This is a genomic window from Ruegeria sp. AB11, from assembly GCF_056536325.1.
This window is the reverse complement of the sequence record NZ_JBQFJO010000001.1, coordinates 489284-508442: the sequence shown is the minus strand read 5'-3', so window position 1 is coordinate 508442 and position 19159 is coordinate 489284. Positions and strand designations below refer to the sequence as shown.

Annotated in this window: 21 protein-coding genes; 9 read left to right on the top strand and 12 right to left on the bottom strand. The window is 54.5% G+C overall.

Annotation, left to right across the window (positions count from 1 at the left end; translation table 11 throughout):
• Positions 1-29 precede the first annotated feature (29 nt).
• A complete protein-coding gene (locus ACR3EJ_RS02675; protein WP_480422593.1) occupies positions 30-797 on the top strand; it encodes an SdiA-regulated/phytase-like domain-containing protein in 768 nt (255 codons plus the stop codon).
• Between the two features lie 37 nt (positions 798-834).
• Here the strand turns inward: ACR3EJ_RS02675 and ACR3EJ_RS02670 are convergent, their stop codons facing one another.
• The 5 genes from ACR3EJ_RS02670 to ACR3EJ_RS02650 form a co-directional block, all read right to left on the bottom strand.
• Entirely contained in the window at positions 835-1284 is a 450-nt protein-coding gene (locus ACR3EJ_RS02670) for a MarR family transcriptional regulator (RefSeq protein ID WP_170547420.1), read from the bottom strand.
• Positions 1274-2374, bottom strand: coding sequence for an Acg family FMN-binding oxidoreductase (locus tag ACR3EJ_RS02665; protein WP_170547422.1), 1101 nt, complete (start codon positions 2372-2374; stop codon positions 1274-1276). Before ACR3EJ_RS02665 ends, ACR3EJ_RS02670 begins: the two co-directional genes overlap by 11 nt.
• Positions 2375-2588: 214 nt before the next feature.
• Positions 2589-3266, bottom strand: coding sequence for a GntR family transcriptional regulator (locus ACR3EJ_RS02660; RefSeq protein WP_170547424.1), 678 nt, complete (start codon positions 3264-3266; stop codon positions 2589-2591).
• On the bottom strand, positions 3263-4294 hold the full coding sequence (locus tag ACR3EJ_RS02655) for a Gfo/Idh/MocA family protein (RefSeq protein ID WP_170547426.1): 1032 nt from the start codon (positions 4292-4294) through the stop codon (positions 3263-3265). Before ACR3EJ_RS02655 ends, ACR3EJ_RS02660 begins: the two co-directional genes overlap by 4 nt.
• Positions 4291-5379: an isocitrate/isopropylmalate family dehydrogenase gene (locus ACR3EJ_RS02650; protein ID WP_170547428.1), complete on the bottom strand. Its 1089-nt coding sequence runs from the start codon at positions 5377-5379 to the stop codon at positions 4291-4293. The genes ACR3EJ_RS02655 and ACR3EJ_RS02650 overlap by 4 nt, the downstream gene beginning before the upstream one ends.
• Before the next feature lie 135 nt (positions 5380-5514).
• On the opposite strand from ACR3EJ_RS02650, the gene ACR3EJ_RS02645 reads away from it, so the two are divergent.
• The 7 genes from ACR3EJ_RS02645 to otnC are packed head-to-tail and all read left to right on the top strand — an operon-like array spanning position 5515 to position 11838.
• Positions 5515-6522, top strand: coding sequence for a tripartite tricarboxylate transporter substrate binding protein (locus tag ACR3EJ_RS02645; protein ID WP_170547430.1), 1008 nt, complete (start codon positions 5515-5517; stop codon positions 6520-6522).
• Positions 6523-6579: 57 nt separating this feature from the next.
• Positions 6580-7329 carry a hypothetical protein gene (locus ACR3EJ_RS02640; protein WP_170547432.1) on the top strand — a complete coding sequence of 250 codons (750 nt, stop codon included), beginning with the start codon at positions 6580-6582 and terminating at the stop codon, positions 7327-7329.
• A gap of 4 nt (positions 7330-7333) precedes the next feature.
• Positions 7334-8845: a tripartite tricarboxylate transporter permease gene (locus ACR3EJ_RS02635; protein WP_170547435.1), complete on the top strand. Its 1512-nt coding sequence runs from the start codon at positions 7334-7336 to the stop codon at positions 8843-8845.
• Positions 8845-9132 carry a putative quinol monooxygenase gene (locus ACR3EJ_RS02630; RefSeq protein WP_170547437.1) on the top strand — a complete coding sequence of 96 codons (288 nt, stop codon included), beginning with the start codon at positions 8845-8847 and terminating at the stop codon, positions 9130-9132. Before ACR3EJ_RS02635 ends, ACR3EJ_RS02630 begins: the two co-directional genes overlap by 1 nt.
• The gene (locus ACR3EJ_RS02625) at positions 9129-9929 is read left to right on the top strand and encodes an N-acyl homoserine lactonase family protein (RefSeq protein WP_170547439.1); all 801 of its coding nucleotides are present in this window, start codon (positions 9129-9131) and stop codon (positions 9927-9929) included. The genes ACR3EJ_RS02630 and ACR3EJ_RS02625 overlap by 4 nt, the downstream gene beginning before the upstream one ends.
• Positions 9923-11200 (top strand): 3-oxo-tetronate kinase, encoded by a 1278-nt coding sequence (otnK, locus tag ACR3EJ_RS02620; protein WP_170547441.1) that lies wholly within the window; start codon positions 9923-9925, stop codon positions 11198-11200. Before ACR3EJ_RS02625 ends, otnK begins: the two co-directional genes overlap by 7 nt.
• Positions 11197-11838: a 3-oxo-tetronate 4-phosphate decarboxylase gene (gene otnC / locus ACR3EJ_RS02615; protein WP_170547443.1), complete on the top strand. Its 642-nt coding sequence runs from the start codon at positions 11197-11199 to the stop codon at positions 11836-11838. The genes otnK and otnC overlap by 4 nt, the downstream gene beginning before the upstream one ends.
• Positions 11839-12154: 316 nt before the next feature.
• Here the strand turns inward: otnC and ACR3EJ_RS02610 are convergent, their stop codons facing one another.
• Genes ACR3EJ_RS02610 through ACR3EJ_RS02600 form a run of 3 tightly spaced genes read right to left on the bottom strand, consistent with a single transcriptional unit; the run spans position 12155 to position 14787 of the window.
• On the bottom strand, positions 12155-13066 hold the full coding sequence (locus tag ACR3EJ_RS02610; RefSeq protein WP_170547445.1) for a PhzF family phenazine biosynthesis protein: 912 nt from the start codon (positions 13064-13066) through the stop codon (positions 12155-12157).
• Between the two features lie 54 nt (positions 13067-13120).
• Positions 13121-14101, bottom strand: a complete 981-nt coding sequence (locus ACR3EJ_RS02605; protein ID WP_170547447.1) for an alpha/beta hydrolase — start codon at positions 14099-14101, stop codon at positions 13121-13123.
• A gap of 20 nt (positions 14102-14121) precedes the next feature.
• Entirely contained in the window at positions 14122-14787 is a 666-nt protein-coding gene (locus tag ACR3EJ_RS02600; RefSeq protein ID WP_170547449.1) for a pyridoxamine 5'-phosphate oxidase family protein, read from the bottom strand.
• A gap of 118 nt (positions 14788-14905) precedes the next feature.
• Between ACR3EJ_RS02600 and ACR3EJ_RS02595 the strand changes: the two genes are divergently transcribed.
• Entirely contained in the window at positions 14906-15835 is a 930-nt protein-coding gene (locus tag ACR3EJ_RS02595) for a LysR family transcriptional regulator (protein ID WP_170547451.1), read from the top strand.
• 19 nt (positions 15836-15854) lie between these two features.
• Here the strand turns inward: ACR3EJ_RS02595 and ACR3EJ_RS02590 are convergent, their stop codons facing one another.
• From ACR3EJ_RS02590 to ACR3EJ_RS02575, 4 genes are all read right to left on the bottom strand, one after another.
• Entirely contained in the window at positions 15855-16424 is a 570-nt protein-coding gene (locus tag ACR3EJ_RS02590; protein ID WP_170547453.1) for a carboxymuconolactone decarboxylase family protein, read from the bottom strand.
• A gap of 135 nt (positions 16425-16559) precedes the next feature.
• A complete protein-coding gene (locus ACR3EJ_RS02585; RefSeq protein WP_170547454.1) occupies positions 16560-17045 on the bottom strand; it encodes a YHS domain-containing (seleno)protein in 486 nt (161 codons plus the stop codon).
• 48 nt (positions 17046-17093) lie between these two features.
• A complete protein-coding gene (locus ACR3EJ_RS02580; RefSeq protein ID WP_170547456.1) occupies positions 17094-17960 on the bottom strand; it encodes a cysteine hydrolase family protein in 867 nt (288 codons plus the stop codon).
• A gap of 161 nt (positions 17961-18121) precedes the next feature.
• Entirely contained in the window at positions 18122-19132 is a 1011-nt protein-coding gene (locus ACR3EJ_RS02575) for an AraC family transcriptional regulator (RefSeq protein ID WP_170547458.1), read from the bottom strand.
• Positions 19133-19159 lie beyond the last annotated feature (27 nt).

Below are 19159 nucleotides of genomic sequence, written 5' to 3'. Positions count from 1 at the left end.
AACAACATACCTTTCCGGGAGCATCCGGAGTGTTTGCAAGAACCATAGCCTTACTGATCTGCGCTGGGGCTTCTCCGGCCACGGCATTGGAGCTTCGCGAAACTGGGCGCTACGAGCTCAACCAACCCGCAAGCCTTGACTACGATCCAACGTTTTGTGGCTTGTGGATTGCCAACGAAGGGCCCGAAGCAATTCTCGTTACATTGCAAGGGGATGAGTTGCGCCGAATATCCAGCGATCTCTTTCGGATCAAAGCAATTGCTGTTGAAGGGGATCACTTGTTGCTGGGGGATGGTCTCGGCAGTCTTCAGCGTGTCACCAAGGATGGATCACCCCTGGGAGCGCCTTTCGAATTGGAAGGTGGGTTCGCGGATACGGAAGGAATTGCAATCAACGCCGCGGGACAGATCGTGACTGTCGAGGATGACCCTGAACGGTTGTCCTGGTTCACCACCGAGGGCACTCTGGCGGCGAGATTGGATACCATGAAGCTCTCTCCGCCCTTGAGCGAGGCGCAGGGCATCGCGATTGATCCGCGTACCGGCCACATGCTAATAGTTGACGACTGGGAAGGGTCAAACAGCCTGTATGAGTTCACGGCAGATGGCCAGTTTCTCGCCCAGCAAAGCTTGTTGGAGTTCGGAACCGACCCAGAAGGCATCGCAATTAGGCCGGGATCCAACCAACTGTTCGTGGCATTCGATGGCGGCGCGAAGATTGTGACATTTGACTACACGCCCACCTTGCCAGAAGGATCGCCGCCGCTGCCGCCGGGCGCGGATTGCGTGATGTTCTGAGAGCTTTTCTATTTGCTTGGGTCGACGCTGGCTTCCGCTAGTCGCGCTCACTGTCCAAAGTTTCGCGAATGAGCGCCAGATTAGGCAAAGACTCATGAAACGGACCTGACCCGAGTTCGGACAATACTGGAGCCAGGGCTTCCGACATCCGCTTCGTACAAGCTTTCAAAAACTCCGCGCCTTGCGGAGTGGACCTGGCGATTTTCGAACGCTTGTCATTGGGGTTGGCTTCAAGGGTAATCAGGGTAAGATTTTCAAGGCTCGCGAGCATGTGCGTCATCGACGTCTTGGGCACTTGAAATGCGTTCGATAGCTGTAGTGGCGTTTCTCCCTCGGGGCGCCGGACCAGGTGGCCTAAAATTCCAAATTGAGTTGCCGTCATTCGACCAGGTAAGAACGTTTCCAGCTTGGTCGAGATCAGTTGATTTATGATCCCGACCTCGGTGAAGAACCGGTAAACTTCGTTGGTCTCATCTTCAGGCTTCATTCAGAATTCGTGTCTCCAGCGGCCAGCGGGGTGTGGCAATTGGCTCAGGTCCATACCCCAAACGCAGCAACATTTGCACCGTGTGGCCCGGTGACGCAAGAAGCTCATGCGCAATAGCGTATTCATCGGCCATCTCGGGATATTCCTGAAGGGCCTGACTGACCGGATGCACGCCTAGCCCCATTTCGGTTGTCTTCAGATAGAAACGCATCAATTGACGTCCGGCTTCGAGTTGATCACTTCGCGTATTTGTAGCTGTCGTGAGGACTGCGTATTGAGGCGTCGCGTCTAGCATAGCGAAGTAGCCTCGCATGTGAGACTGAGTGCCTGGGTGGTCAACATTCATAAGGGTCTCATTGTCCAATAAGCCGGTAAGTCGCAGCGTTTCCAGTATGGGATCGCGTAACTCAATCCCATCCGGGTTGGCGTTGATTTCTGCTTTCCCGATCCGCATGAGGTCGACGGATTCTTTTAGGGTCTGGGGTGTTCGCATTTCGATTTCGAAAGCGCGTTTTGTGAGGTCTCGAACACGGCCCACTAGATCCTCATCAGCAATCAAAGATGCATAGTTGGCAAGCGTAGACACTTGGTCGGCTGAGAGGCGCTGTTCAGTGTACGGTTCCTTGTTGGAATGTCGGTTGAGGATTTGATCTGAGAGTGGATCGGGCGCTCCGCCAGGAACAAACACTGCTTCTGCGATAGGTCCGTCATCTCCATTTGGCAGTAGTTTGACCTCGGTATCAAATCCCTGTGCACCTGCCGCCAGGATCATAGTCTCAACAAATGCGCCGAGGCCAATAAAAAGCTGGCGGTGGTAAGGATCGGTTTCTGGAAGCTCGCGATCAGGATCACGATGGATGCGCACCTTGTCTTGCCCAACCAACTCAACGAGCCAAGGTTGCAAGTTGTGTGGATTGGGGGCGAGAATTGCGTAGGACAAAGCAGCTTTGCGTGGGTCGTCATACGGTTTTGGCGTCCACGGAGCCAGCGCGTCATGCGGCGTGCGTGTAGCGAGGAACGCAACCGCGCCCGTTGCCGCCAGAATTGTGCCTCCGCCTAGAATCTTGAGAAAACGTCTTCGATTTGGCATCTTGAGTCTCCAGTAGTACGATATCGTACTAAATTAATACGAAGTCGTACCATTTCAACCCCAATCGATGTAGTGATTGTTTGAGCGACTAAAAAAAGAAAATCAGCGCAGCCGGAGGCAACTGCGGGTTGCCGTGGTAGACAAGAACTCGGAGCGCCTTCAATGCCGAAAACAGGCAGTTACTCTAGTTGACTAACGACCGGATACGAGAAGATCAGAGGCTGTTGAGCCGATGCTTTTCGAGTATCCCGCAAAGCATAGCCTGTGCTTGCAGCCTGTGTTCTCGATGACGTTCACGGGCAACATCCGGTCGACCTTCACTAATCGCTTGGAAAACAACCCGATGATCTTCATTGGATTTGACGGGCACGGGCCTGATGAACAACGTCGTTGCGCGAGCGCGGCGCACCTGGTCGCTCATCATGGCGACAATCGCTTCGACTCGTTTGTTGCCGCCCAACCGAACGAGTTCCTGATGAAACCACTCGTCGGCCTCGGCCCAGGCTTCTAGGTCTTCGGCTTCGATGGCTTGGTCCATCTTTGCAATTGATCCAGCAAGGTCCGCCAGTTCATCTTCTGAATAACCCGCTTCGGCAGCGCGCTGTGCTGCGAGGCTCTCGAGTTCCGTCAATATGTCGTAGATTTCACGCATATCATCTGATGAAACAGGCAGTATCCGAACGCCCTTCCGGGGTCGCATTTCCAGCAACCCCTTACTTTCCAACATCAGCGCGGCTTCCCGTATCGGGGTGCGGGACATACCAAGGGTTTCGGCGAGTTCCGATTCCAGATGGTCAGTTCCGGCCGCAAGTTCGCCGGACAGGATCATCCGCCGCAAATCTCTTACAGCGCGTTGTGTATTGGAAAGAGTTTTTGCGTCCTGATCCTTCACGGCGTCTCCAGGTTGATTTTTCGTCCTTCCGCAGCCGAGAGATAGATATTCTCTTCGATGCGGATCACATCCAAATAATCTCGGGCCGTGTTTTCTAACGGCGTGCCTCGTAGAAGGCCCGAAATGACGTGACTTTGCAAGGCGTGGACGCAGTCTCCTCCAAATCCATCATGATCGCTTGGAGGTAGAATCTGCTGTCGCTCCTGTTTTCCAAAACCGCGGAGTTCTACTGAGCCGTCGCCGTAAAGAACCAGTGATCCTTCTGTTCCTTCGATGAGAGCTTCGCCCATGGTTTGGCGCAGGTTTTCGGCACTGTGGTCAAGGCATCTGTTGCCATCGAACAGAGCTTTCAAACCGTTGGGGTGGTCAAACAGGATGTAACCTGCATCCTCGCCCGAGATAACGGGGTTAACTTGGCGCAAGTCCGCATAAACTGCACTGGGCGCATCGAACAAAAATCGGAATGTGTCTACCCAGTGAACCGCTGTTTCATGCACCAGAAAACGTGGCATGTCCTGAAAGTACGGCTGCCGGTCAAGGTAGGCGTGCGGTCCCTGTCCGTCGCCAGGCCGAAGCCGGAAAGTCGCTTGTAGAGGTGTTCCAATTCGACCCTCGGTCATCGCTACCTTGATCGCACGATACCAGGGCTGGAAGCGAAAATTCTCATGCACGACAATGGTTGCGCCTACTGCTTCAGCCTCGGAGACGATCTTCTTAGCTTCTTCTAATGACATGCAGAAAGGTTTTTGGCAGATCAGCCACTTTATTCCAGAGCGCAGTGCCGTTCGGATGGCATCGGCCTGCGCCACAGGTGGAAGGATGATGTCCAAGAGATCTGGTTTTTCCACCTCCAGCATTTTTGACAGATCATCGTAAGCGGCCAGTCCTGTTTCCTTCGCCTTGTTGATATCACGGTTGCAAGATGCAATCGGAACCGCTCCGGGCATTCGGGACCAGCTTTCGTAGTGGAACCTACTGAAATACCCCGCTCCCACACACGCGACCCTGATGGCTTGTTGTGTATTCATGCCTGCAATGCTTCCATTACTGAAGAGGCTGCGGCCTGCGTTCCAGCGGTGCCACCAAGGTCACGCGTCAGGTTGTTGCCGCTTGTCGTCACCTTTTCCACGGCTTCGCGCAATCGTTCGCTGTCGTTGGACAGGTCTGGGTGATCATGGGTCAGCCCCAACCATTCAAGCATCATTGCTGCGGACAGGATCATCGCAAAAGGGTTGGCAATACCCTGTCCCGCAATGTCAGGAGCGGAACCATGGCAGGGTTGGAATACAGCGTGATTCAACCCGATATCCGCTGATGGCGCCAGTCCTAGACCACCCATGAGACCCGCGCCAAGGTCGGAGAGAATGTCTCCGAACATGTTCTCGGTCACCAAGACATCAAATTCCCAAGGCTTTTGAACCATCCAGAGGGCGGTAGCATCGACGTATGCATGGTCTGCCTGCAAATCCGGATGGTTGGCAGCTTCGGCGTCAAACATTGATCTGAAGAACGCAAAGGCCCTGAATACATTGGCTTTATCGACGCAAGTAACCCGTCCTGGCCCGCGTCCGGATGCTTTCCGGTTTTTGGCCAAATCAAACGCAAACCGAAATAGTTTTTCGGAAACATCGCGGGTGATCAGAAGAGTTTCGCGCGCCTCATCTTCTAAGACTTCTCCCGTTCCTTGCGTGAAAAACAATCCTTCGGTGCTTTCACGGATCAAGACAAAGTCGATCTCTTTTCCACTGGGGAGCGACAAAGGGGTCGTTTGCCCGTTGCTTACCTTTACTGGCCGCACCCCAGCGAAAAGTCCCAGTTGCTTTCGCAGATCGATCTGCGGTGAAATCTCGGTTCCATCAGGGTAGCGAACATCCGGCAAACCCATTGCAGATAGCAGAATCGCGTCAGCGTTGCGTGCAGTTTCGAGTGACCCAGCCGGAAACGATTCTCCAGTTTTGGCGTAGTGGCCTGCGCCCGCCGGAGCGTCTGTAAACACCAGTTTGTAGGAAGGACTGCCGTGCGAGAGCTGACGCAGGATTTCAAGCGTAGGGGCCATAATTTCAGGGCCGATTCCGTCCCCATGGAACACTGCCACATCATAACTTTTCTTCATCTTAGCCCGCTTCCTTCCCGTTTCGCATTCATAGCGCGATAGCAACTTTCACTACAGTCCGTTGACAACGCATTCTTTAATGTATACGCAAATAAATGCAATAATAAACGCAAAGATGTTTGGGAGGACTTGGAAATGAAACTGAAGCTAGGGCGGTTGGCGGCCGCGGTTGCTATGGCGACGGGGATTGCTGGGGCTGCTGCTGCGCAGGATTATCCCTATCGTGATATCACCACAGCTGTGGTCTGGGGGGCCGGTGGTGGCACGGACACGATCAACCGAATGATCATGGCCGAGATGGAAAAACACCTTCCGGTTTCGATCAATGTGATCAATCAAACAGGTGGGGTCGCAGGCTCTAACGGCATGGTCTACGTCATGAACCAACCAGACGATGGCTACACATTGGTTGGTCTGTCTGAATCGAACGTCACCGCTGCTGTGCAGGGTGGTTGGGATAAGAAATTCGACTTTTGGTATCCGTTTATTGTTGGCGGCTCACCCGATCTGATCTCGGTCCCAGCGGGTAGCCCTTACAATACTCTGGAAGAACTGGTCGACGCTGCGAAAGCTGCTCCTGGCACTATTCCAGCGGCGGCTTCCGGCGCAGGTTCGATCCACCACTTGAACCTTCTGGCCATCGAAAAAGGGTCCGGTGCAGAGTTCAAGTTTGTTCCATACAAAGGCTCCGCGCCAGGGCAGGAAGCAGCGATAGCGGGTGAAGTTGCGTTGGTTGTGACTTCTCTAGCTGAACAGGCCCCGTTGATCGAAGGCGGTCAATTGAAGCCTCTCGCGATGCTGACGCCCGAAGAAGCGCAGATTGCAGGGGCAACGGTGCCTTCCGCCTTTGGGATTTATGACGGTCTCGATCAGTATTTACCGCTCAAACAGGCCATCGGGTTTGCAGTTCACAGTTCAGCCGGGGACGACGTAAAGGCCGCACTTGGTGATGCCTTCGAGCAAGCGATTGCCTCCGACACCGTCGCTGAATGGGCCGTGGCAAACAATTACGATGTCGGTGGTCAACACGGCGAAGAAGCTCAAGAGCTGTTTGCGAACCTTGAGGCGACATTTGCCTACACCTTGCAAGATCTGGGCGCAGCGACCGTCGATCCGGCGTCGCTGGGTATCGAGAAGCCATAATCCGATCACTTTTGAAAGGGCGCGCCTGATCGCGCCCTTTCCGACAAGAGGCAGGCAATGGACAAACCTGACGATACACTGATCATGCGGACGCGCGATTTCTGGGCATCGATTGGTCTGATAGCAATTTCCACCTTTTTCCTTTGGAAGACGTTGGACATCCCTCTTTGGGGCGAAAACCGCGCAGGTGTAAGTGGATCGGATTGGTACAACTCGGCTGCAATTGTGCCGTTGTTCATCTTCGGTGGACTACTTGTTTTGTCTTTCGTTTTGTTGGCTATTTCGATTCGTGCCGGTGCAGCCCAACACGCGCTCAGTGCTTTGGGCATCGGGTGGGATAAGTCTGAAGCCTATCGAGCTTCAACCATAGGACTGATCCTTCTTGCATATGTCGTTGGGTTGGTTCCAAGAGTGGACTTCATTCTGTGTTCTGGCTTGCTAATCACAGCTTTGACTTACGGCTACTACGGCGGTCACGCGCGGCGTGCTTTGGTGGCCTGTGTCGCAGTTGTCGTCACCGGTTTGTTTGCGTTCGCCGTGTTCCCTGCTCAGGCGGATTGGAATGCACACGGTGATGATTGGTTCACACTGGCCTTGTGGGTCGCGTTAACACTAGTGGTGTTGACCAAAGCGGCTTCCGAACGCGTTTTGCGGTTCGTTCCATTGGTGGCAATACTTGCCCCGCTCATCCTCGTTTGTGCGATGGCCTTTGTTTTCCGGCAGAACGTGCCCGCGCGCGGCGGGCTGATCTTCAAGCAAATCGAATACCACTACTACGTGACGCTTCGTCCGCTATGGAAAGACTGACCGGATGGACTTTATTCTTTCGCAACTGGCTGGATTTGGGACTGCATTCGTGGGCCTGGCAGTGGACCCGCTGACCTATCTGTATTTGATTGCATCCGTGTTCCTGGGCATCACGTTCGGCGCATTGCCCGGCCTTACGGCAACCCTGGCCGTGACGATCCTGACGGGCTTCTTCGGCAACAAAATCCCGCTCGACTATTCGCTCATCGCTTTGCTCGGGGCCTATGTCGGCGCGATTTACGGCGGCTCTTACCCGTCTATTTTGCTGAACATTCCGGGCACGGCAGCCAGCGCGGCGACGGCCATGGATGGCTACCCTTTGGCCAAAGCGGGTCGAGGGGGCGAAGCACTAGGGCTGACCACGACGGCCAGTTTCATTGGCACAGTTATCGGAACCATCACGCTTTTGATTTTTGTCTGGGCGCTGCTTTTGGTTTCAAAGAACATCGCAAGCCCGGAGAAAGCATTGCTGGCCCTGTTCGGCATTCTGCTTTCTGGTACTTTGATGAGCGAAGACCTGGTGATTAAGGGATGGATCGCCGGTTTGATCGGGCTTGCGATGTCCATGGTGGGCCTCGACCCTCTGTTGTCTGAGCCGCGCTATACCTTCGGCTGGTCTTACCTGATGAGCGGGTTTCAGGTCGTGCCAGTTTTGATGGGGGCCTTTGCCATTCCCCAAATCATTGACGGTTTGAGGCACGTTGAGGCCGGGAAAGTTCTGGCCCTGAAAGGCCGCATTCTTCCGAACCTTCGCTCTATTCGGCGCTACCTGCCCACCATTGGCCGGTCAGGCGTGATCGGGACAGGGGTAGGAGCACTTCCCGGAGTTGGCGAAGATGTCGCCGGTTGGGTCAGCTACGGTGTTGGCAAGACCGTATCTACTGAGGGCAACAAGTTCGGCAAAGGGTCATTGGAAGGTCTGCTGTGTTCTGAGACCGCAAATAACGCCTGTATTGGCGGCGCGCTAATCCCACTTTTGGTGCTGGGCATTCCTGGCTCACCACCAGCCGCCGCTTTGATGGGGGCTTTCAAGATCAACAACGTGATTCCCGGCCCGACGATAGATCCAGAGATCATTCTGCGCGTGGTTGCAATCCTGGTGCTGGCCTCCCTCACGATGTTCCTGATGGGGCTTTTCACCGCTCGGGTATTTATCAAAATCCTTGCCATCCCGCAGACCATCTTTTTGCCCGTCGTTATGGTTCTGACAACAATTGGGTCTTTCAGCGTTGGCGGGGGCATCAATGATCTCTACCTGATGCTCGGCGTCGGCGCCGTTGCCTATTTCATGAACCTGATGAAGTACCCAATCGCGCCGTTGGTGATCGGGGTTATTCTGGGCAGCCTGTTTGACGAAACCTTCCGCCGGTCGCTGTTCTTGTCGGACGGGGATCTTTCGGTCTTCTTTTCACGACCCGGTGCGGCCATTCTGCTGGTGCTCAACATTGGTCTGATCCTCAGCCAACTGCCCGTCGCAAAGCGCGCATTCTCACGTTTGAAAGGACTTTCTGTCTGATGATTGTAGTCACTGTCACTTTCACTCTCAAACCCGGTAAGAGAGACGCTTTCTTGCCGCTGATGGTCGAAAACGCTTCAACTTCTTTGCGTGAAGAATCCGGATGCCATCAGTTTGACGTTTGCCTTGGCGACGATCCCGAGACAGTTTTTCTCTATGAGGTTTATGATGACAGCGTGGCGTTCTCTGCCCACCTAGAAAGCGCGCATTTTCAGTCCTTCGATAAGGCAGTGGTTGATATGATTGCAACCAAGACAGTTCACCAATATTCCGAGGTCATACGATGAACGATTGGGAAATCCACGCTGTCAAATACGCGGATCGCAATGCCCGCACTCGACGCGATAGCTTCATCTTGGATGACAATCACGACGCGCCTCATGCAATGGACTATTTTGTTTGGGTGCTCAAACGCGGCAACAAAGTCATTCTGGTCGATACTGGCTACGACTCCGATGAGGCCGCCGCTCGTGGTCGTCCCATCGCGATGGACCCTCGCGAAGCTCTGCGGCCCCTGGGCATTGCGCCAGAAGCGGTGACTGAGGTCATCGTGACCCACCTTCATTATGACCACGCAGGGGGGCTGCATATGTTCCCTAACGCGAAATTGCACATGCAGTCGGCGGAAATGGCCTTCGCCACAGGTCCATGCATGTGCCATGACCACCTGCGTGCGCCTTTCACGGCTGGCCATGTCTGCGAGGTCGTAAAGCGTCTCTATTCAGGCAAGGTGGTGTTCTACGATGGAGAAGCCGAGATTGCAGATGGGGTAACGGTGCACTGCATCGGAGGGCATTCGCGCGGGTTGCAATGCGTTCGCGTAAGAACGGCAGCCGGGTGGATGGTACTCGCCTCTGATGCCTCGCACTATTACGAGAATTTCATGGCGCGCAAAGCCTTTCCCATCGTCGTCGACCTGCAAGACATGATGGATGGTTTCGAGACACTTGAGAGGTTGGCTTCGCATCCTAGGCTTATCGTGCCCGGCCATGATCCACTTGTGCGTGAGGTATTTCCCGTGGGCGTGGCACCGCATATCCATAGGTTGGATCCAGGGCCGGCCCGGGACATTGAACTATGCTAATCGGTGTCATAGCGGACGACTTTACTGGTGCGAGTGATATTGCGAACACCTTAGCAAAGGGCGTTGAGCCGGAAGGTGGGTTACGAACGGCTCAATTTCCAGGTATTCCGACGACCCCAGCCGACGAGGAGATCGAAGCGGGTGTGATCTCACTCAAGAGCCGCACCGCACCGACTGAGGAAGCGGTAGCGGACAGCTTGCGCGCTCTGCGGTGGCTTAAGGATCAAGGATGCAAGCAGTTCATCTTCAAGTATTGCTCCACCTTCGATTCCCTGACGGAAGGAAATATCGGCCCCGTTGCGGAATCACTGGCCAACGACCTGGGTGCGCAAAAGGTGGTTTTCTGTCCGGCCTTTCCGACAACGGGGCGCACTGTCTATTACGGTCATCTCTTTGTACTCGGTAAGCTGTTGCATGAATCCGGGATGGAAAACCACCCTCTCACTCCGATGACGGATGCCAACATCCGGCGATGGTTGCAGCATCAGACCGAAGAAACGGTCGGGTTGGTGTCAGTTGACACCGTGAAGCAAGGACCAGAGGCGATTGCTGATGCGTTGCAGAACGCAAACGAACGCTTTGTGATCGGTGATGCGATTTCGGATGAAGATTTGCTGGCCTGGGGCGAAGCTCTAAGGGATGCCAAGCTCATTACTGGGGGATCGGGTATAGCGCTGGGTCTACCAAGAAACTTCCTGAGAGAGACTTCATCCAAAAGTGCTGGCAGAGTGTTCCCCGGTATCGCTGGGCCTGCCGCGATCCTTGCCGGGTCTTGCTCGGGTGCGACCCGTGGGCAGATTGATGTTCATTCGCAATCCCATCCGTCCTTCGCCATTGATGTGCCAGGTGTTATGTCCGGGGATGTGACCACGCAGACGCTTCTGGAATTCTTTGAAACGCATTTGGGTGAGGCCCCTCTCGCTTACTCATCAGGAAGCCCGGATCAGGTGCGAGCGATCCAAAACAAATATGGTCAGGAAGCGGTTGCGGACAGGCTGGACAATCTCTTTGCAGATACCGCGCGCGAGCTTGTTCAGAAGAGCTACAAGCGATTGGTGGTGGCGGGAGGAGAGACGTCGGGAGCTGTCGCCAATGCTGTCTCTGAGGCACTGGGGTCACCAGCCATGTCAATTGGGCCAGAGATCGACCCGGGCGTGCCAGTCCTGAGCGTTGGGAAATCTGAACCGATTGCGCTGGCTTTGAAGTCTGGGAACTTCGGCGCTCCGGACTTTTTCGCCAAGGCTCTCAGAATGATGGAGTCCGGTAAATGAGTTCTGAAGAACAGACACTGCGACGGCAGATGTCAGAGCTGTGCGCCTCGCTGTTTGCACGTGGTTTTTCCGTCGGCACGGCGGGCAATGTCTCCGCGCGTTTACATGACGGGATCCTCATGACACCAACCAATTCCACCTTGGGCGATATCGACCCCGAGCGCATCGCCAAGATTAGTTTGGATGGGCACCACGTCTCCGGCGACAAGCCGACCAAGGAGGTTTTTCTGCACCAAGCCTTTTATGAAACGCGGCCAGAAGCTGGTGCAGTGGTGCATCTACATTCGACCTGGGCCACCGCACTGTCGTGTTTGGAAGACACCGATCCCAATGACTGTATTCCGCCACTGACACCATACGTGGTCATGCGCGTTGGAACGGTCAAACTGGTTCCATACGTCAAGCCGGGTGACCCGAAATCTGGTGATTTGATCAGTGAACTAGACGGTAAGTATAGTGCGGTTCTGTTGGCTAATCACGGCCCCGTCGTTTCAGGAAAGGACCTCTTCTCGGCGGTCTGTGCAGCAGAAGAGTTGGAAGAAACCGCCAAGCTGCTCGTGGCCTTGCGGGGCATGCCAACCCGGATGTTGGATGCAGCACAAGTCACAGAACTCAAAGAGACTTTCGGAAGGATGTAATCGGTCACCTTGGGGGAGTGTGCAAACTTTTGGGAAAATCGTGCAAAATTATGCGCAAACGCCGCGCAAAGTTATGGGCGAGCACACTTGAATTTCATGAATGAAATCAATTACTGGAACGCAGCGTTATGCGCAGACCTACACTAGTGTAGCGTTGAGCAGAGAACACAAAGTGCTTCTCCGTACTGTAAGGTCAGCGATGCGCAGGAATCCGGACTTTTCAAAATTCAGCGGACGGCCCAATTCGGACGTTGCCCAATGGGCGTCGTTGCTGCGGTGCAGCCCGCAAAGCCAGCCATTCGCCGCAAGCGCAACGCTAGAAACCAATTCGACGCGAGCACATGACCTTGCCGAAACCACCTGCCAAGAGGCCAGAGATTGTTCCATTATCGATTTCCAGATCGATTTTTATTAGGCTCGGGCTCGCCGGGTTCATAAAAACCCCTTGTTCGATTTGAAATGATCGTTGAGATGATCCGACAAAGTCGTGCAATACACATGCTAAGGGCCCCGCAGCCATCCCCGTCGCGGCTTCTTCCTCAATCGCGTATCGGGGCGCAAACATGCGGGTTGTAGCGTCTCGGTCGGTCGCCGATGGGTCTCTTGTGAAGACGTAGTAGCCGATCAAATCCAGTCGTTCGCTGATTTGCGTGATTTTGGCAAAATCTGGTTTCACATTGGCAAGACCATCGGCATCAGCGAGGCCGATGACAATGAAACTGTTACCCGTATTGACTAAAATCGGTGGTATTTCCTGATCAAGGTGATGGCTGCTGATCCCAAGGGAGTTCAGTACATCGTCGATGCTTACACCTTTTTCCACCCATTCCTCTGGTATCGCGTATTTTGGGGCTAGCTGTTCCATATAGGCGGCGCCCTCTTTCATTAGTATGCGCCTTGGCCCATCAACTGTCTCCTTCGAGGTGTTGGGATTGGGAATCCGGCCCAGCGCGTCAAGGTGAGAGAAGGCGGCAATTGTTGCATGACCGCAATGAGCGATGCGCCTGTTCGGTGTGAAGAAATCCAGTTTGAAGCCCTCTGTCTTGGACTGCGACACAAAGGCCGTTTCGGACAATCCAACCCTTGCCGCGACGGTTTGCATATCCTGTTCGCCCAATTCATCAGCATCCAGGACGACGCCTGCGGGATTTCCACCGGCGCCACCGTCGACAAAGCCGTGTACGATTTCAACCGTTACCTTTCTGACAGTATTTGCTTGCGTATTCATTGGTTTTCTCCATGCGTCGGCCGCACCTTTGAGCATGGTGCGGCCAGTTTTACGTCAGTTGCTGGCGGCGGTGATGCGATTCAGAAAGGCGGTCATTTGCGCCGCAATCTCGGGCCCATATTCTTCCAGCGCGAAGTGACCCGTATCGAGCAGATGAAAATCGAGATCATTCAGATCGCTTTCATAGGGATAGGCGCCTTCGACCGGAAAGATGTGATCATTCTTACCCCACATCAGTAGCGCCGGGGGTTGATGCTTCCGAAACAGCGCTTGCCATTTTGGGTACTCGGCAACATTGGTGCCGTAGTCTAGGAAGAGTTCAAGTTGCACCTCTTGATTACCTTCGCGGTCGAGCAGGTATTGGACATGCCAATAATTGTCGGGACTGATCAGTTCCGGTTTTTTAACGCCGTGGGTGAACTGCCATTTGGTTGCATCCAGAGTGAGGAATCCACGAAGCTGGTCGCCGTTCTCTTGCGATGGGTCGGCCCAATAAGCTTTGATTGGATCCCAGAACTCGCGCAGCCCTTCCTCGTAAGCATTCCCGTTTTGAATGATGAAGCCGGTTACCCGCTCGGGCTGTTCCGCAAACATACGGAAACCAACCGGGGCACCGTAATCCATCAGATAGACCGCATATTGATCGACACCCTTCCGGTCGAGCAGAGACGTCATAATTTCGGCAATGTTCGCAAAGGAATACTCGAAATTCTCGGCTTTTGGCATGTCCGACGCTCCAAATCCGGGAAAATCGGGTGCGATCACGTGGTAGTGCTTGGCCAGTTCAGGGATAAGGTTGCGGAACATATGTGATGAGGTCGGAAAGCCATGAAGCAGCAGGACAGTAGGTCTGTTTGAGTCTCCGGCTTCACGATAGGCGATAGCTATGTCGCCGATTTCTTCCGTGCGGAAGCTGACGGCTTGCGTAGCTTCAATTCCAGTCTCTGCGGCAATGGCAGGGACTGGTGCCCATGGCCCAGCAATGGAAAGTGCGAGAATGCTGGCGCTCAGGACGGATTTCAGATTGCGCGACATGGATGTTTCCTTTCTTCAGGTTACGGCGTGCGTGCTTGTACGCGCGGGGCTTGATATCGGTCAGATTTGCTGACCAGTGCCTCTTCGAGCCTTGCGTTTCGAGCTTTCAGTGCTTCCAGCTCAGTGCGAAGCGGGACGAGGTAATCTTCAAATTCTTCAAGGGTCAGGCGTTGGGGGATGTGCTGCGGGCAGTTCCAGTCCATTGCGTCAAGCTTGATCACAATCGCCCGCTCAGGATGAGCGCGATAGCCCGGCTCACTCAGGCGTTGCATCAGCGCCGGATCGGCATCGGCATCAATGAGTTTCGCCCGACCCCAGATCTTGAGGCGTCGCTGATTGGGATAATCCATCAGGATCAGCGAGATTCGGTCATTGCCCAGCAGATTCCCGGTGCTGAGATATTGCCGGTTGCCGCGGAAATCGGCGTAGGCAAGTGTCCGTTCATCCAACACTTTCAGAAAACCCGCAGGTCCACCGCGAAATTGTACATAGGGCCAGCCGGTTTCCGAGACTGTTGCCTGATAGAAGCCGTCTCTTTGCTCGATGAACCTGGCCTCGACCGGGCTGATACAGTCCTCCTGACACGTGCCGTCCAGAAACTTCGCGTAGCCGTTAGCTGACCCGTTTTTGGCCTGCGTTTCGCGAACGGAGGGCGTGAAGCTGATCTCTGCAAAGGGTCGTGCCATTGAATTCTCCATCTCGGCCTGGGCGATGCCCTGGGACTGAGGTGAAGTTAATTGGAGCTTTCAAGTTGCGGAATTTGGATACTTGGCAATATATTATTCAAAAATATGGAATAATGTCTTGGACAGATTTCACGCGTTAAAAGTCTTTGTGAAGGTCGCCGAACTAAAAGGTTTCGCTGCTGCGGCCCGCGACCTCAACATGTCACCACCGACAGTGACCCGAATGGTTTCTATGCTTGAGGACAGCCTCGGGCTACGTCTTTTTGTACGCACAACGCGCTCAGTGATGCTGACTGATAGCGGGCAAAGGTTTTTTGAGGATGCCAGACGTATTCTGGCTGACCTTGAAGAGGCCGAGCGCGCCGCTGTCGGTTCCTATGCCGAACCGACCGGGGAAATTAGTGTTACTGCATCAGTCCTGTTTGGCCGTATGTTCGTCACTCCAATTTTGGGCGATTTTCTGGATCTGTATCCAAAGCTCTCGGCGCGCACGCTCTATGTGGACCGCGTGGTCAATCTGATTGATGAGGGTCTCGACGTCGGGATCAGAATTGGCAACCTCGCTGATTCCAGTTTGATGGCTGTCAGGTGTGGTACGGTGAGGCAGGTCGTGTTTGCTTCCCGTAAATATCTTGACCGATATGGCGAACCAGATACGCCCAACGATTTATCCTGCCATGCAATCATTAATTCAACTGCCTTGAATGCATCGGCCCAATGGCATTTTCAACGGGGCAGAAAGACTGTCACCAAACGCATGAGCCCACGCATCAGCATGAACACAAATGACGCTGTGATCGAGTTGGCCTTGCAAGGTCATGGTGTCGGGCGGCTTCTGTCCTATCAAATCGCACCCTACATTGCAGATGGGCGGCTCAAGACTGTTCTAAAGTCGTATGAACCACCCGAAGTCCCCATCCATCTTGTGCATCAAGAGGGACGAACCGTGTCTGCGAAGGTGCGCACTTTTGTTGACTTTGCTGTCGGACGTCTCAAATCAGATCCCCTTCTTGTCGGGAACCAAACACAGGTCCAAAAGCAAGATTAACATATGGGCGGGCGTCGCGCTATTCAGCCACCACCGCGACCGGGGCGATCCATGCATTTGGCACAAAGGCATCATCCAACGCGGTGTCCGCCACATGGTTCGTATAGTTCGACAGGGTTTTCAACGCTGTGCCAAGGATGACTTCCAGCATAGATTGGCGTGTGTAACCAGCCGTCAGAAACGCCTCGACTTGCGCGTCGCTGGGCCAGCCTCGGCTTTCGTTGATCACGATGGCGAATTTGCGCAGTGCTTCCAATTTGGGGTTGGCAATGGGCCTGCCATCGCGCAATGCCGCGATCACGTCTTCGGGGACACCGGCCATCTGTGAAAGAGTGGTATGGGCGGCCATGCAGTACTTGCACCCGTTCAACCGGTTGTTGGTCATCAGGATTATCTGGCGCTCGGTCTCTGACAGGCTGGTCTTTCCGAAGATGCTGGAAAGTGTCGTGTAGCCTTCCAGAATTGCGGGAGCTTCGGCCATGGCAGCATAAAGGTTGGGTACAAAGCCATACCCTTTCAGCGATGCTTCCAGGATTGGTTTCGCGGCTTCAGGGGCAGAGGCGATTGTATAGGTCTCAAAATCAGTCATGTCTGGTTTCCTTTGGTCTGAGCTTTCGACGCACGCGAATTGTGTGCGAGCGTGGCGTTTTGGAGAAATACCGGTCTTTTGGGGAGGCGCGAGGCAGCGGTGGCTCCGACCGGCAAAAGCCACCAAATTCCTCGATCAAAGGCTGCCGACAGGCGTGTGGTGGATGTCTGCCCACTTGGCATGGGCGCCTTGAATCACGGTCTCTTTGTCCTCAAGGTACTTCTTGAAGATGTCCTCATTCACAAAGAGATAGAGCTTGTTGTCCACGATATCGGCATACCGAACATCGCCATCAAGCTTCTTGCCTACATAGACGCCAAAGGCGCAGAACCCGCCGAATTGAGGCAGATGTGCCGTCGGATCCGCTTCGAATGTAGCTTGCGCCGCTTGCGACGCAAAATAGTAGTCCACACCATCATGGGGCGACGTGTAAGTGGCGTTGCCCATCTCAGGATTCTCGGCTTCAAACATCGACACAGGATCGACGCCGTGCATGCCGAGGGGGTGTCCAGTCAGGGTAAGACTGTTCGAAACGTTGTATTCATCGTCGGCCAATGCCGCCGCCGCCAAGGCGAGAGTCAACGCTGTTGTAAGTGTGGGAAATGTAAAGATGCGTGTCATGATATGTCCTTTCAGGATTTTAGGATCAAATTGGAAGATCGGTTTGGGTCAGGCCGATTGGCCAATGCGCTCAACCGCGTCGTCAGTCCACCAGACGCCGTTGGCGACCATGCGGAAGTTGATGATGGCTGCGAGATACCCGTCACCTTCAGGCACCTTGGCTCCGGCCGTGGCATCGCGAACGACAGCAACTTCGTAGCCCAGCTCCAGCAGTTCGTAGAGATGCGCTTGCGTACACAGGTTCGCCGACATCCCCGCAAGGATCACCTTGTCGATCTTGCGCTTGCGCAACTGCAGGTTCAGGTCGTTCTGAGCAGGGCTATAAACCTTGTGGGGCGAACAAATGATGGTTTCGCCATCCTCAATGTACTTTTTGTACTGCGGCATCCAGTCGGCACCTGAGCCCTCGAAATTGTCCAGGTTGAGCGGTCCCAGGCGGTCAAACATACCGATGCTGTGCATCGTGGCTTCCAGAGTGCCCTCGAACTCCCACTTGTGATCATGCGGGTAGTAATAGTGGGGCGAGATGAAGACCGGCATCCCGACTGCCTTAGCGGCGATGAAAAGCCGTTCGATATTGTCGACGGTGCCCTGTTCGGTCACGCTTTCGCCAACGACGCCCCACGTCACACCGTCCTCTGACAGAAAATCAATTTGGGGATCGGTCACCACAAGCGCGGTACGCCCCGGTTCGATGGTCATGTCGATTTGGGGAAGGCCTGGATTTTCCGGGTCAGCGTAGTAGGCGCGGGCCTCATCGGTCGCCGCAAGGGCCTGCCCGCCAGCCGCGATTGTTGTCCCAGCTGCGGCCGCACCGGCGGCTTGCGTCAGGAGGCGGCGGCGCGCCATATCAACGCGTTCCGGCGTGACGTCGCAGCCGCAGCCGTTTCCATGTTTGTGGTCATGATTGCTCATTGCAAATTTCCTTTGTCTGAGTGGGGCAAAGCGGTTTGCCTTACTCGGCAGCGCCCCAAGTGGATCTGACAAGGAAGAAGTTAGGCACAACATTGGCCGAGGTATTGGCAGGCCCTGCCAAGGTTTTGACCGAACCTGCCATGTGGTCTTGAGGTGTGCGCCTAGTCGGAGGTCGCTTGCTGTCGGAAACGAGCGGGAGCCTGTCCGACCCAACGCTTGAAGGCGCGGCTGAACGTGCTCTGTTCCGAAAACCCGGTCATAAAGGCGATCTCGGCTATGGAAGCCTTACCGTCACGGAGCAGGTCACGAGCGAGTGCAACTTGTGCCTGACCAAGAACGTCGCGATAGGTCAGCCCTTCTTCGGCCAACCTGCGGTAAAGAGTGCGCTCGCTCATTCCCATCTCTTGGGCGACATGCGCCGCCTGCGGTGCGCCGTTACTCAGGGCTGGCGTAAGTCGATGAACAAGTACGTTGCTCAGTGAAATATCATCATCCAGAGAATTGAATTCCTCATCCAGATGTTTCGTCATGAAATCTGACAAGCCCGGATCGCCAAGACGATTTACGCATTCGAGCATAGCAGGGCGCATCGCAATGGCGTTGTGGTCGCTCACAAATCGAACCGGGCACCCGAAATATTCGGCGTAACGTTCTGGCTCTTGTCTGCATGCATGCTGAAATGTGACATATGCGAGCGACAACCCATCACCCACAAACCGATGCATGTTCCTTGCAAAGGCAGCAAGCGCGCATTCGTTGCGCAGTTCCAAGGCGGCGCGATGTGGTGTTTGTCCTTCAAAAACCCAAAGGACCGGATCGCCAGTTTCATCAAGTCTGTAAACTGCGGTGTCCGTCACGAGGCGAAAATAACGCTCGATCCGTTGCAAAGATTGCCTCAAGGTCGGAGCTGTCTTTACGGCCAAGCCAAGTACGCCGAGATCATCGGTCGCAATCGCGTTCGCATAGGCCTCAACCAACGCGGCCTCGTCCGCTTGTTGCGCACGAATCCAATCGATCAGATCGAAATACGCATCATCCGCCAATTGGCCGTCTTGAGCTTCTGGTAAACGCAGCACGACAGCGCCATTCAAAATCAGGGCGCCATCGTCGTTCAGCGTCATCCCGGCGGCGTTGGCCATCGCGCGGGCGAATGCGTAAGTTACACTTGCCATACAGTGAGATTAGCACTGGAAAGCTCT

Bases quoted from the DNA above. Each gene is read 5' to 3' on its own strand.
- ACR3EJ_RS02645 (WP_170547430.1), top strand. From the start codon at position 5,515: ATGAAACTGAAGCTAGGGCGGTTGGCGGCCGCGGTTGCTATGGCGACG.
- ACR3EJ_RS02580 (WP_170547456.1), bottom strand. From the start codon at position 17,960: ATGAGCAATCATGACCACAAACATGGAAACGGCTGCGGCTGCGACGTC.
- otnC (WP_170547443.1), top strand. From the start codon at position 11,197: ATGAGTTCTGAAGAACAGACACTGCGACGGCAGATGTCAGAGCTGTGC.
- ACR3EJ_RS02575 (WP_170547458.1), bottom strand. From the start codon at position 19,132: ATGGCAAGTGTAACTTACGCATTCGCCCGCGCGATGGCCAACGCCGCC.
- ACR3EJ_RS02650 (WP_170547428.1), bottom strand. From the start codon at position 5,379: ATGAAGAAAAGTTATGATGTGGCAGTGTTCCATGGGGACGGAATCGGC.
- ACR3EJ_RS02665 (WP_170547422.1), bottom strand. From the start codon at position 2,374: ATGCCAAATCGAAGACGTTTTCTCAAGATTCTAGGCGGAGGCACAATT.
- ACR3EJ_RS02635 (WP_170547435.1), top strand. From the start codon at position 7,334: ATGGACTTTATTCTTTCGCAACTGGCTGGATTTGGGACTGCATTCGTG.
- ACR3EJ_RS02605 (WP_170547447.1), bottom strand. From the start codon at position 14,101: ATGTCGCGCAATCTGAAATCCGTCCTGAGCGCCAGCATTCTCGCACTT.
- ACR3EJ_RS02630 (WP_170547437.1), top strand. From the start codon at position 8,845: ATGATTGTAGTCACTGTCACTTTCACTCTCAAACCCGGTAAGAGAGAC.
- ACR3EJ_RS02585 (WP_170547454.1), bottom strand. From the start codon at position 17,045: ATGACACGCATCTTTACATTTCCCACACTTACAACAGCGTTGACTCTC.
- otnK (WP_170547441.1), top strand. From the start codon at position 9,923: ATGCTAATCGGTGTCATAGCGGACGACTTTACTGGTGCGAGTGATATT.
- ACR3EJ_RS02600 (WP_170547449.1), bottom strand. From the start codon at position 14,787: ATGGCACGACCCTTTGCAGAGATCAGCTTCACGCCCTCCGTTCGCGAA.
- ACR3EJ_RS02625 (WP_170547439.1), top strand. From the start codon at position 9,129: ATGAACGATTGGGAAATCCACGCTGTCAAATACGCGGATCGCAATGCC.
- ACR3EJ_RS02655 (WP_170547426.1), bottom strand. From the start codon at position 4,294: ATGAATACACAACAAGCCATCAGGGTCGCGTGTGTGGGAGCGGGGTAT.
- ACR3EJ_RS02670 (WP_170547420.1), bottom strand. From the start codon at position 1,284: ATGAAGCCTGAAGATGAGACCAACGAAGTTTACCGGTTCTTCACCGAG.
- ACR3EJ_RS02590 (WP_170547453.1), bottom strand. From the start codon at position 16,424: ATGACTGATTTTGAGACCTATACAATCGCCTCTGCCCCTGAAGCCGCG.
- ACR3EJ_RS02640 (WP_170547432.1), top strand. From the start codon at position 6,580: ATGGACAAACCTGACGATACACTGATCATGCGGACGCGCGATTTCTGG.
- ACR3EJ_RS02610 (WP_170547445.1), bottom strand. From the start codon at position 13,066: ATGAATACGCAAGCAAATACTGTCAGAAAGGTAACGGTTGAAATCGTA.